Raw genomic sequence first — 13,187 nt, 5'->3', positions numbered from 1 at the left:
CACTTCCTTAAGCAGGTCACGGCCGATCTGCACCAGACCCGCCAGCGCCTCGGCGAGCTGGAGGCCGGCGCGCACGAGCCCATCGCGATCGTCGGTATGAGCTGCCGTTTCCCGGGCGGGGTCGAAGGCCCCGACGGGCTCTGGGAGTTGGTGCGCGACGGCCGCGACGGCGTCACGGAATTCCCCACCGACCGCGGCTGGGACATTGCGGCGCTGCAGGGCTCCGGCAAGGGGGACGAGGGGTACACCTCCGACACCGTGTACGGCGGATTCGTACACGGCGCCGCCGAGTTCGACCCCGCGTTCTTCGGTATTTCGCCGCGTGAGGCGCTCGCGACGGAGCCGCAGCAGCGACTGCTGCTCGAAGCCTCCTGGGAGGCGTTCGAGAGCGCGGGTATCAATCCGGCCGAGCTGCGTGGCAGCAGGACCGGTGTGTTCGCGGGTCTGATGAACAACACGGACTATCTGGCGCAGGCTCCCGTTCTGCCGGAGGGTGTCGGCGGCTTTCTCAGTACGGGCACGTCCGGGAGCGTCGCCTCCGGCCGAGTCTCGTACACCTTCGGTCTTGTCGGCCCGGCCGTGACCGTGGACACCGCGTGCTCGTCCTCACTGGTGACGCTGCATCTGGCTGTTCAGGCGCTGCGCAACGGCGAGTGCTCCATGGCGCTGTCGGGCGGCGCGACCGTCATGTGCGCGCCGGGCACCTTCATTGAGGTCAGTAAGCAGCAGGGGCTGGCAGCGGACGGCCGGTGCAAGGCGTTCTCGGAGGACGCGGACGGCGCGGGCTTCTCCGAGGGTGCGGGCATGCTTCTGCTGGAGCGGCTCTCCGACGCGCGCCGTAATGGCCGCCGGATCCTTGGCGTCATTCGCGGTACGGCGGTAAATCAGGACGGCGCGTCCAACGGCCTGACCTCCCCGAACGGCCCCTCCCAGCAGCGCGTCATCCAGGAGGCGCTGGCCAACGCCCGTCTTGCGCCCGAGCAGGTGGACGCGGTGGAGGCGCACGGCACCGGGACCACGCTCGGCGATCCGATCGAGGCGCAGGCGCTGATCGCCACGTACGGGCAGGGGCGCGACGCCGAACGGCCCTTGTGGCTCGGCTCGTTCAAGTCCAACGTCGGTCATACGCAGGCTGCGGCGGGTGTCGGCGGCGTCATCAAGATGGTGATGGCCATGCGGCACGGCGTGCTGCCGAAGACGCTGCATGTCGGCGAGGTGACGCGGAAGGTCGACTGGTCCGGCGGTTCGGTCGCGGTGCTCACCGAGGCGCGACCGTGGCCGGAATCGGATGAGCCCCGTCGCGCGGGTGTCTCCTCGTTCGGGGTCAGCGGCACCAACGCGCATGTGATCCTGGAGCAGGCCCCGGAGCCGGCGAGCGCGGCGGCCGCACCAGTGCCCCAGGCCGACACAGCCACCGTCGTGGAGAACTCCCCGCCGGCCGCCGCCCGCCCGCTCCCGCAGGCCCCGGCGCCCTGGCTCCTGTCCGCCAAGTCCGAGCAGGCACTGCGCGGCCAGGCCGGGCGTCTTCGCGCCCATGTCGCCGCCCGGCCCGAGCTGGACCCGGCGGATGTGGCGCACTCCCTGGTGGCCACGCGCGCTTCGTTCGACTACCGGGCCGCCGTGGTCGCCGACGACCGTGAAGGGCTGCTGCGCGGTCTCGCGGCGCTCGCCGACGGCACTCGGGAAGCCGGCGAGCAGCCTGAGGGTGCGCAGCTCGTCCAGGGCATGGCCCGCCCGGACCGGAAGATTGCCTTCGTCTTCCCGGGTCAGGGCTCGCAGTGGCTCGGTATGGCCGCCGGCCTGCTCGAAGCGTCGCCGGTGTTCGCGGCCTCCGTCGCCGAATGTGACGCGGCCTTCGCCGAGTTCCTGGACTGGTCGGTCGCCGACGCGCTGCGCGGGTCGCAGGGCGCACCGGACGCCGAACGCCTCGATGTGCTCCAGCCGATGCTGTTCACCACGATGGTGTCGCTCGCCGCGCTGTGGCGTTCCTGCGGCGTCGAGCCCGCTGCCGTCGTGGGCCACTCGCAGGGCGAAGTCGCCGCCGCGTACGTCGCCGGCGCGCTCTCGCTCCAGGATGCCTCCCGCATTGTCGCGCTGCGCAGCAAGGCGCTCCTCGCGCTGATCGGCAAGGGCGCGATGGCGTCCGTGCTGGCCCCGGTGGAGTCCGTACGGGAGCAGATCGCGCCTTATGGCGACCGGCTGTCGGTCGCGGTGGTCAACGGGCCCGGCGCGTGCGTGGTGGCCGGTGTGCCGGACGCCGTCGACGAGTTCGTTGCCGCGATGGAGGCCGCGGAGATACGGGTCCGGCGGGTGCCGGGTGCGCTCGGTGCCGGACACTCCGCGCAGGTCGAGCCGCTGCGCGAGCAGATCCTTGCCGATCTTGGCCCGGTCGTGCCGCGCGCGGCTCGGGTGCCGCTGTACTCGACCGTCACCGGTGAGCTGCTCGACACCGGCACCATGGACGCCGAGTACTGGTACGAGAACATGCGGCGGACGGTTGAATTCGACCGCACCGTACGTGGGTTGCTGGCGACCGGTCACCAGATGTTCATTGAGGTCAGCCCGCATCCGGTGCTGACGGTGCCGCTCCAGGGCATCCTCGAGAGCGCCGGCAGCGAGGCCGCCGTCTTCGGCACGCTGCGACGCGACGAGGGCGGCTCGCAGCGCTTCCTCACCGCCCTGGCCACCGCACATACCGCAGGCGCCGAGCCCACCTGGGACGCCGTGATCACCCCCGGCCGTGAGGGGCGTGTGGAGCTGCCGACGTACGCGTTCCAGCGCAGCCGGTACTGGCTGGAGCCGGGGCTGTACGACGGTGATGTGACCTCCGCCGGCCTCGTTCCGGCCGGTCATCCGCTGCTGGCCGCTGCCATCGAACGAGCCGACGAGGACGGTCTGTTGCTCTCGGGGCGGCTCTCCCTGCGGACGCATCCCTGGCTCGCGGACCATGCCGCGCTGGACACGGTGCTGCTGCCCGGAACGGCCTTCGTGGAGCTGGCCCTGCATGCCGGCGACCGGGTCGGCTGCGGTGTGCTGGAGGAGCTGACGTTCGAGGCCCCGCTGATCCTGCCCGAGCAGGGCGGCGTCGCGGTGCAGCTCGTGGTCGGTGTCCCGGACGGTACGGGGCGGCGCAGTGTCAGCATCCACGCCCGTCCCGACGATGTCCCCGGCGAGCAGCCGTGGACCCGGCACGCTACGGGCACCCTCGCCGGATCCGCTGCGCCGGCGTCGTTCGACTTCACGGTCTGGCCGCCCGAGGGCGGCGAGGAAGTGCCCGTCGACGGGCTGTACGACGAGTTCCACGCCGCCGGAATCGGCTACGGACCGGCGTTCCAGGGGCTGCGCGGTGTGTGGCGGCGCGGTTCGGAGATCTTCGCGGAGATCGACCTGCCGGAGGAACTGCACTCTGCGGCAGAGGAGTTCGGTGTGCACCCCGCTTTGCTGGACGCGGCGATGCACGCCGTGGCGGCCGGGACGGTCGACGGATCGGACGGGGCGGAGACGGGCGGGCTGTGGCTGCCCTTCTCGTGGCGTGGCGTCAGCCTGTACGCGACGGGCGCGAAGGCCCTGCGAGTCCGTTTCGCTCCGGTCGAGGGCGAGGATGCGCTCTCCCTCCAGGTCGGTGACGCCACCGGGCGTCCGGTCGTGGCCGCCGACGCGCTGGTGGTGCGGCAGATCTCGGCCGAGAAGCTGAGTGCGGCGAGCACGCGCCACCACGAGTCGCTGTTCCAGGTCGACTGGGTGCCTCTGCCGCTGTCGGCGGTCGGCGCGAAGGCGTCGTACGCAGTGATCGGTGAGGGGCTGGCCGGTGCGGTGGGCGCGACTCACGCCGATCTCGGCGCCCTGACTGCCGTGTTGGCGGCGGGCGGCCCGGTTCCGGAGCTGGTTTTCGCGCCGTTCGGCCTGGAGGCCGGCGCGGAATCCGGCAGTACGGGCGGTACCGCCGCGGCCGCGCACCTCGCGGCCCGTGAAGCGCTCGAGCTGGTCCAGGGGTGGCTGGCGGACCAGCGTCTCGCAGATGCGCGCCTTGTCGTCGTGACCCGGAACGCGGTTGCCACCGGACCCGACGAGGACGTACCGGGCCTGGCCCACTCCCCTGTGTGGGGCCTGCTGCGCTCCGCCCGCGCGGAGAATCCGGACCGGTTCATCACTGTCGACCTCGACGGTGAGCAGTCCTCGGCTCATGCGCTGTGGGCCGCGGCGGCGTCCGGGGAGCCGGAGATCGCGCTGCGTGCGGGCAGCGCGCTGGCACCGCGGCTGGCGCGGGTTCCGGTGGCCGGCGAGACCGGCCCAAAGACGGACCCGGCAGCCCAGGGGACGGGGACGGACGGCACGGTCCTCGACCCGGACGGGACCGTGCTGATCACCGGCGGCACCGGCACTCTCGGCGCCCTGGTGGCTCGCCATCTGGTGACCGAGCACGGCGCGCGCCGTCTGCTGCTGACCAGCAGGCGCGGCGCCGATGCCGCGGGGGCCGCCGAGCTGACGGCCGAACTCACCGGGCTGGGCGCCGATGTCCAGCTGGTGGCCTGCGACACCTCGGACCGGGCCGCGCTGGAAGCACTGTTCGCCGGTGTGCCTGCCGAGCGTCCGCTGACGGCGGTCGTACACAGCGCCGGAGTGCTGGACGACGGTGTCATCGACGGGCTCACTCCTGAGCGGCTGGCGAAGGTCATGCGCCCCAAGGTGGACGCCGCGCTCCATCTGCACGAGCTGACCGAGGGCCTGGACCTCTCCGCCTTCGTACTGTTCTCGTCCGCGGCCGGCGTGATGGGCAACCCTGGCCAGGCCAACTACGCGGCCGCCAACGCCTTCGTCGACGCCCTCGCCCAGCACCGGCGCATCAGGGGGCTGCCGGCCACCTCGATGGCCTGGGGCCTGTGGCTGGACAGCCTCGGCGTGATCGGCGAGGCCAACGGCGAGGACGCCGCCGCGCGCACCGGCAACCGGATACCCGGCCTCAGTTCGCAAGAGGGACTGGAGCTGTTCGACGCGGCGTGGCACCACGAGCGCACCCTGTTCGTGCCGATGCGGCTGGATCTGGCCGAACTGCGCGCTCAGGCAGATCCGGAAGGTGTGCCGCCGCTGTTGCGCGGTCTCGTCAGGACCGTCGCGCGGCGCTCCGGCGGCGGGGCGCAGACCTCTGGCCCGTCGCTGGCGGAGCGGCTGGCCGGGCTGCCCGAGCACGAGCGTGGCGCGGCCATGCTGGAGTACGTCCGTACGCAGGCTGCTTCCGTCCTCGGCTACGCCGACGCGGATGCGGTGGCTCCCACCCGCCGGTTCCTGGAGATGGGTTTCGACTCGCTGAGCGCCGTCGAACTGCGCAACCGGCTCGGCGCGGCGACCGGAGTACGGCTGCCTGCGACCGTCGCCTTCGAGAACCCGACCTCGGAAGCGCTGGCCGCCTATCTCACCCGGGCGATGGGGTCCGCGGCCGAGCCGCGTCCCGCGGAAGGGGGCGCGCCCGCTGTGGGCGCCGGGCAGGAGAGTGTGTTCGGGGCGATGGCGCGGCGTGCGGGCGAGGTGGGACGGCTGCAGGAGTTCGTCACGCTCCTCACCAGCGCCTCGGAGTTCAGGCCGTCGTTCGAGTCGTCCGCGGAGCTCTCGGGCGAGCTGGACATGGTCCGGCTGGCCAAGGGCGAGTCCGGCGCCGAACTGATCTGCGTCCCGTCGGTCCTGCCGATGTCGGGGCCGCACGAGTACGCCCGGTTCGCCGCCGCGCTCCGTGATGTCCGCAATGTATCGGTGCTGCCGGCGCCCGGTTTCGTACCCGGGGAGCCGCTGCCGGCGGATGTGGACGCGCTGGCCGTGGCACACGCCGAATCGTTGCTCGCCCATACGGACGGGAAGCCGTTCGTGCTGGCTGCGCACTCCTCGGGAGGCATGCTGGCGCATTCGCTGGTGAGCCGGCTGGAGTCCTTGGGCGTACGGCCGCAGGCGCTGGTGCTGATGGACATCTATCCGCTCGACGCGCGGGCGTTCACGGGGGTTCAGGCGCGGATCGGGGGCGCCGGGACGCCCGACGGCGAAGACAGGCCGGACTCGGGACCGGACTCCGGCTCGGGTGCGGCGGCTGGCGGTCTGGGGGCGCTCGGCGATGTGCGGCTCACCGCGATGGCGGGCTACTTCCGCATCTTCGGCGACTGGGAGCCGCAGGCCATCGCCACACCGACGCTGCTGGTGAGGGCTTCCGAGCCACTGCCGAACTGGCGGCACACAGAGGACTGGCAGTCCTCCTGGCGACTGGAGCACAGCGCGCTCGACACCGCGGGCGATCACTTCTCAATGATGGAGGAGCACGCCGGCAGGACCGCGCGGACCGTACACGAGTGGCTGTCGCAACTCGACCCGTCGGCGTAGCGGTCTGCCCGGGTCCTCCCTGCGGAGGGCATGAGGGGGTGGAAACCGAAGTCTCGGTCTCCACCCCCTTTCTCCACCCGTGAACTCAGGACCAAAGGCCGCGCGGATCCTAGTCTTTCAATACACCCAAGAACGAATCGGAGGTACGCAGTGACTGACGCCATGTTGGATGCTCTGTTCCTGAGCGGGATCCTGATCACCATCGTCCTTACCACCCAGGTGGGGCGGCATCGCTTCGGAGTCCTCAAGCTGCTCATGCCACTAGGACTTGTGGCTTATTTCGCCTATGACATGCTCCACAACCTCAAGGCGACGCAGCCCAATCTCACGTCGGCCGGCGTCGGCATCGCCATTGGTGCGGCAATCGGTGTCGGACTGCTCTACACAATGCGGGTCGAGAACGATGCGGCCACCGGAAAGACCTACACCCGGGCCGGTTGGAGTTACCTCGCCATCTGGATGGCGGTACTCGTCGGTCGCCTCAGCTTCATCTGGTCGCTGGAGAACATCGATTCATTCCGGGCCGATTTCGGCAAGTGGACCGTTGAGCAGCACATCGACCCCGACGGGGTGGCTGCCTTCTTCGTCCTGATGGCCATGGCGATGGTTCTGGTCCGCACGGTTGGCGTCGCCATTCGCTGGATGCGTCGCCCGCGGCACGTGGCTCCCGCGCAGCGGACCAGGCAGCCCAGCGCAGTCTGACCCGGGTAACGGGAGGGGCGGATAGGGGTTGTCGCCTCCTCCCGCCGGCCGGAATTATTCACTCCAGGAAATTCGGCCGGTGCGGAACACACTGAACGTCAGGGAGATTTGGAAATGCGAGTTTTCTGTACGGTGACCGGAACACAGGGGCACGCCAATGAGGTGCTGCCGCTGGCCCGGGCGCTGGCCGAGGCGGGCCACGAGGTTCTGGCCACGGTGCCTGAGCATTTGGTTCCCGTATTCGAAGGCGCGCCCGTCACCGTGAAGCCGGTGATGCCGAGCATTCCGGAGATCATGCACTCCATCTTCTCTCTGCGGGACCGCTTCAAGGACAGCAATCCGGGCGAAGAGATCGTCGTTGACAACAGGCTGCAGATGATCCTCTGGGGCGGCGGCCCGCATATCACCACCACCTTCGAGCGGATTATTCCGATCGCCAGGGAATGGAACCCCGATCTGGTACTGCGGGACGGCGGCGAACTGACCGGTGTACTGGTCGCCGAGGCGCTCGGTATTCCGCATGTCTCATGCCCTTCGGGACCGACGAATGTCATCGATCCCGAAGGTCTGCTGCCCTTCCTGAACGAGCGGCGGGTGGAAGTCGGGCTCGCCCCCCAGTCGGAGCCGTGGTCGGTCTACCCCCTCGACCGCATCGACTGTGTCCCCGAGACGTTCTCCTTCACCCGGTACCCGGCGCCGGAGGCGTTCGCCTATCAGCAGCCCGCGGCGCTGCACGGAACGCAGAGTCTTCCCGCCGAGCTGGCCGAACTGCCGGGCGACCGCCCGCTGGTGGTGGCCTCGGTGGGCAGCGCGCTGCCCACGGTGATGGGTATGAAGGAGCAGGGCATCGAACCGCCCGAGGGCATGCTCCACCCCTCCGACACGCTGCGAGCCATCATCGAAGGGCTCTCCGCACTCGACTGCTACGCCGTCGTGGGCACCGCCGGCTTCCCCGTCGACGGCGTCACCGTCGGGGACAACGTGATCGTGATGGACTGGCTGCCTCAGCAGCAACTCCTGGAGTGTGCACAGCTGTTCGTGACGCACGGTGGTTACAACAGCGTCCGCGAGGCCATCCGGCAGGGTGTGCCCATGGTGTCGCTGCCGCAGTTCGGCGACCATCTCCACAACTCCGAGCGGCTGGCGGAGCTGGGTCTCGGCGCCCACGTCACCGATGTGACTCCCGAGGGCGTTGCCATGGCCTGCAAGCAGGTGCTCGGCGACGACCGGATCCAAGCGGGCATCCGCAGCGCGCACCGGCAGATGCTCGGTCTTGCCGGTATCGACGAGGTCGTCACCCATCTCGAGTCGCTCGTCGCCGCACACACCTCATGACCAGAGCCTGATATCACGTCAGGTTCGCACAAGCCCGCTGCCGGCCCCCCGTCCGGCAGCGTCCCGGCGGGCGCCGGTCCGATTGACCATCGGAACCGGCGCCCGCCTTCTGCGTACCCGCGGACTGCTAGCTGCGCGCGGGCACCTGGGCCTCCAGTGCGATCGCGGTGACGAGCAGCCCGTCCCTGGCGAGCCAGCGGCCGGTGAAGCCCGTCAGCGGTCCCCCGTCGGGCAGGCGCCCCGGGCGCAGGATCCGCGCCGAGAACAGTCCGGACGATGCGGTGTCATAGCTGAAGGTGATCTCCGCGTCGTCGAAGTCGATCTCCCGCCAGGTGAGCGGGAACCAGGTCTTGTAGACGCACTCCTTGGCGCTGAACAGCAACCGGTCCCGGTGCGCGGGGCCGATCGTCGCCGGGGACAGCGCCCATGCGGCCTCACGCGGCAGCGCGATCGCCTCCAGCACCCCGTCGGGCAGCGGCCCGTCGGGTTCCGCGTCGATTCCGATCGCCAGGATGTCGTCCGCCATGGCCAGCGTCGCCGCGCGATAGCCCGCGCAGTGCGTCATGCTCCCCACCACGCCCGTCGGCCACAGGGGCACATTGCGCACCCCTGGCATCACGGGCGAGGGCAGCAGCCCCAGACCGGCGAGCGCGCGCCGCGCACACGCCCGTACGGTCGCGAACTCCGCACGCCGCTCGGCCACCGTGGACGCGACCAGGGCCGCCTCCTGCGGATACAGACCGGCCTCGGGCTCGTCCCCGTCCTCGAACGCCTCGGCGCAGACGACCGTCTTCGGCAGCAACTCGTCGATCATGCCCGGCCCTTCAGCCGGCCCGTGACGCCCGCCCGGGCCGGAGGCTCTTCCGTGAACGGAGCGATCCGGCGCAGCAGCCCCCGCGGGTGGCCGCGTTTGCGCCACTCGCGGGGATAGCCGATCGAGACCTCCTCGAAGCGGACCCCGTCGTACCAGGTGGTGCGCGGGATGTGCAGATGCCCGTAGACGACTGCGGCGGTGTTGAAGCGTATGTGCCAGTCGGCGGTCAGCTCGGTGCCGCACCACTGGGCGAACTCCGGGTGCCACAGTATGTCCGTGGGCTGCCGCACCAGCGGGAAGTGGTTCACGAGTACGAGGGGGACGTCCGGGTCGTGGGCTGCCAGTCGGCGTTCGGTCTCCGCCACGCGCGCCCGGCACCAGGCGGCTCGGCCGGGGTAGGGGTCGGGATGGAGCAGGAACTCGTCCGTGCACACCACGCCCGCCTCGTAGGCGCGCGCCAGCGACTCCTCCTCGGTGGAGGCTCCGGGTGTCCGGAAGGTGTAGTCGTAGAGCACGAAGAGCGGGGCGACGGCGACAGGCCCGCCCGGGCCGTTCCACACGGGGTACGGATCCTCCGGCGTCACCACGCCCAGGCTTCTGCAGAGCTCCACCAGATGCCGGTAGCGGGCCTCGCCGCGCAGTTGGACCGGGTCCTCGCGAGGTGTCCACAGTTCGTGGTTGCCCGGCGCCCAGATCACCTTGGCGAACCGGTCGGCCAGCATGCGCAGTGCCCGCTCGATGTCCTGCGTCAGTTCGGCGACGTCTCCGGCCACGATCAGCCAGTCGTCGTCGCCGCCAGGGCGCAGCGACTCGGTGATCGGCCAGTTGTCGGCCATCCCGACATGGAGGTCACTCACGGCAAGGAGCTGCCGTCCGGCGCCCTCGGACGGAGCGGGCGCCCGCCCGGACGCGGAGGCCTTGGGCACGGCAGGTTCAGGAGTGAAGAGTTCAGGCGCAATCGGCGACATCGAAGTCCAAACTGGTCGGCAGGTCCTGGCGGCGCCTGATGTTGATCTTCCGGTAGACCCGGGTGAGGTGCTGTTCCACCGTGCTGACGGTGATGAAGAGCTTGCTGGAAATCTCGCGGTTGGTGTGGCCCAGCGCGGCCAGCCTGGCGACCCGGCGCTCGGCCTCCGTCAGGGCCTCCTCCGCACGGTTCTCCGCACGGCTCTCCGCACGGTTCTCCGTCCCTATGGTGTGCTCCGGCCCGGCGGGGACGGTGCCCGGCCCGGACGGGGCGACGCGGGCCGTGGTGGGCTGGGGCGCCCGGAACAGTTCGTACGCACCGCAGATGTCCGCCACCTGTCCCGCCTGCCGTACCAGCCCACGCCCCTTGACCGGTTCCCCGAGCCGCTTGTAGGCCTGGCCGAGGTCGGTCATGGCCAGGGCCATGGTGTACGAGTCGCCGACGTCGCGAAGCAGTCGGACGGCCTCCTCCAGCAGTGCGGGCCGGTGCGGGAGGGGACGCGTGGCCGCCAGCACCCGCAGTGCGGCGCCCCGGGTCCGCAGATGCTTGGGATGCGTACGGGACAGTTCGTCGTCGAGCAGAGCGACGGCCCGCTCGGGGTTCTTCAGTTTCAGCCAGGTCTCCGCCGCCCTGGTCCGCCACGGCACCAGGGTGGGTGAGTCCATGCCCCAGGCCTTCATGAGTTCGCCGCACTCCATGAAGTCGGCGAGCGCGGCATGGTGGCGCCCTGTCCGCAGTTGCAGTACGCCACGCGCGTGGAGGTAGGAAAGTCCGTAGCGGGTCCGGAACATCGAGTCGGGTACGGGCCGGTCAAGCAGCTCGGCCGCCGCCTCGTGGTGCCCCATGTGTGTGCGGGCCTCCACCAGCACCGACAGGGGCAGTCCGATGGCTACGCCCCATCCCTGCGCGGGCAGCCGCTCCAGTGATGACTCGGCCTGCTCCACCGCGCCGGTGAGATTGCCCTGCCGCAGGCAGATGAGCGCCCGGAAGGCCGTGAGCAGGGCCGGGGCACGCCCGCTGCGGGCCTGCACGAGCAGCCGGTCGCACCAGCGGGCCGAAGAGCTGAGCAGATCACTGAGGACCAGGGTGCTCAGCGCGGCCAGCAGCGTCTCGACGGTGGCCTCCGTCAGCACGGTGGACCGCAGGGTCTGTTCGGCGTCCGACACCGCGGACGCCTCGGCCCGGAGACCGAGTACGGAATTCAGCGCGCCGAACGCCTTCACCGGCGCACTGACCACAGCATCAGTGGTGGAGGTGGACGTGGTGCTGGTGAACTTCGGTTCGGACCGCTGTTCGTCGTGCGGCACCTGGTCGCTTGCGGTGAGCGCACCCGGGTAGGTGCCGGCCATCTGCAGCCGGGTGGCGTTGATTTCGTCGTCGAGGCGCGGTGCGTGGGTGGCGGCCACGGTGGCGCTCGCCACCCGGAAGGCAGCCGTCGCCTCGTCCACATACCCGTACCACATCAGCTGTGGCACCAGCCGCAGCGTGTAACGCAGCGGCAGCTGACCACCGCGGGCCGGCAGAGCCAGCGCCTGTACCTGTTGTGCGGCGGTCGCCGGCTGATGACGCCAGTTGAGCTCGGCCAGTTGGGCCCTGATGGACAGCCGGGTCGGCTCGTCGCGGCAGCAGCGCTCGGCCATCTGCAGGCATCGCATCGCGAAGTCCGGCTCGGCGGCGGCCAGCGCCTGGTGCGAGGCGTCCTGGAGGACTCGGCACACCCATGTCTCCTCCGCCTGCCCCCGCAGATCCTGGGCCAGTAGCTGGGTGGCGACCCGCACGGAGCTCGCGCCGCGCTGGTGCAGCAGCTTGGCCGCCCAGTAACGCAGCTGCGCGGCCTCCTCGGCCGGAAGGTCCTCCAGTACGGCCTTCTCCATGGCTTCGTGGCGGAACTGCTGGTCCTGGAGGATGCCCGCCTCCTCGAGGGCGGCCGCGGCCGGCCGGACCGTGTGGTCCTCGACGCTGAGAAGCAGACCCACGTTCGGCGAGGTCGACGGCTCCTGGAGCAGTGCGAGACCGCGCGCGACGGCCAGGGCGTTGTGACCGCTGCGCTGGACACATCGCAGCGCGGCCTGCCGGAAGAGGTCACCGGCCTGTGGAGTCCCGCCTTCCCGGCGGGCGGCCGACGGCACGAACTGGTCCGCGGCCAGCGCCCTGACCAGCAGCGGGTTGCCACCCGTTGCGTGATGGAAGTCCGGTGCCAGCCGGGCGGCCTCGGCGGAGGGGAAGCGGTCGGAGAGTACCCGGCCGACGTCCTCGACGCCGAGCGGGCCGAGCCGGACGCGCAGCAGTTGGTCACGCTCCAGCAACTCGTCTGCGGGGAAGGCCGCCCCGGTCGGCGCGGGCCCTTCTGTCACCACCACGGACAGGGCGGTCAGGCCGGAGTGCCGCAGCAGATACCGCAGGACCTGGAGGGACTGGACGTCCGCGAACTGGATGTCGTCGACGGCGATCAGCACATGCCCGGCAGCAGCCGGTCCGCCGAACCTGCGCGTCAGTTCACGCAGTACCCGCAGGGGAACCTGGGAGGCCGGCGCGGAGGGCTCCGTGGTTCCCTCGCAGTCCCGGGCTGTCCGGTACCCCTGCTCCGCCTCCGGCGGCATGCCCTGCTGGAGCTGTTCCAGGACCGCGTACGGCAGGCTCTGCTCCGTGGGTGCGGCCACGGCGCTCACGACGGTGACCTGGTTCGCCGCGGCGAAGTCCGTCAGCGCGTGCAGGAGTTCGGTCTTGCCGAGACCGGCCGCGCCGCTGATGACCGCGAGACGGGGGCAGGGTCTTGTCGCCCGGAGATTCGCCTCGAGAAACTCGCGGAGTTGTGCCGATTCCTTGTCCCGATGCATCCCCATGGCCACGTGTCCTTCCCCTTCGTCGCACGCGAGTGGCGATGAGGTACGGACACGCCAGCGGTCGGCTGGTCGATCATGTACTTCGTGCTTCCCCGTTGCGATGTGCGCTGTGCCGGCCGAGGCCGCTGTCCCGGCCGAGGCCGGGATCCGACTGCCACTGCGCTTC

The 13,187-nt window shown here is 70.6% G+C and carries 5 protein-coding genes and 1 pseudogene; 3 read left to right on the top strand and 3 right to left on the bottom strand.

Annotation, left to right across the window (positions count from 1 at the left end; genetic code table 11):
• Positions 1-6: 6 nt before the first annotated feature.
• From ACFWDI_RS14075 to ACFWDI_RS14065, 3 genes and pseudogenes are all read left to right on the top strand, one after another.
• Positions 7-6,360 (top strand): annotated as a pseudogene (locus ACFWDI_RS14075) (type I polyketide synthase); the annotation flags it as partial.
• A gap of 150 nt (positions 6,361-6,510) precedes the next feature.
• The gene (locus ACFWDI_RS14070) at positions 6,511-7,062 is read left to right on the top strand and encodes a hypothetical protein (protein WP_385303770.1); all 552 of its coding nucleotides are present in this window, start codon (positions 6,511-6,513) and stop codon (positions 7,060-7,062) included.
• Positions 7,063-7,176: 114 nt separating this feature from the next.
• Positions 7,177-8,397, top strand: coding sequence for a glycosyltransferase (locus ACFWDI_RS14065; RefSeq protein ID WP_385303768.1), 1,221 nt, complete (start codon positions 7,177-7,179; stop codon positions 8,395-8,397).
• Positions 8,398-8,524: 127 nt separating this feature from the next.
• Here ACFWDI_RS14065 and ACFWDI_RS14060 read toward each other — a convergent pair whose 3' ends face one another.
• Genes ACFWDI_RS14060 through ACFWDI_RS14050 form a run of 3 tightly spaced genes read right to left on the bottom strand, consistent with a single transcriptional unit; the run spans position 8,525 to position 13,021 of the window.
• Complete coding sequence (locus ACFWDI_RS14060) at positions 8,525-9,211, bottom strand: 4'-phosphopantetheinyl transferase (protein ID WP_385303766.1); 687 nt, start codon at positions 9,209-9,211, stop codon at positions 8,525-8,527.
• A complete protein-coding gene (locus tag ACFWDI_RS14055; RefSeq protein ID WP_385303764.1) occupies positions 9,208-10,179 on the bottom strand; it encodes a metallophosphoesterase family protein in 972 nt (323 codons plus the stop codon). The genes ACFWDI_RS14060 and ACFWDI_RS14055 overlap by 4 nt, the downstream gene beginning before the upstream one ends.
• Positions 10,160-13,021: an AAA family ATPase gene (locus ACFWDI_RS14050; RefSeq protein WP_385303763.1), complete on the bottom strand. Its 2,862-nt coding sequence runs from the start codon at positions 13,019-13,021 to the stop codon at positions 10,160-10,162. The genes ACFWDI_RS14055 and ACFWDI_RS14050 overlap by 20 nt, the downstream gene beginning before the upstream one ends.
• Positions 13,022-13,187: the final 166 nt, after the last annotated feature.

Origin of the sequence: Streptomyces sp. NPDC060064, from assembly GCF_042736455.1 — a bacterium.
Taxonomy (GTDB): domain Bacteria; phylum Actinomycetota; class Actinomycetes; order Streptomycetales; family Streptomycetaceae; genus Streptomyces.
Note: the sequence above shows the minus strand (reverse complement) of the source record. Positions and strands in the feature narration are given on the sequence as shown.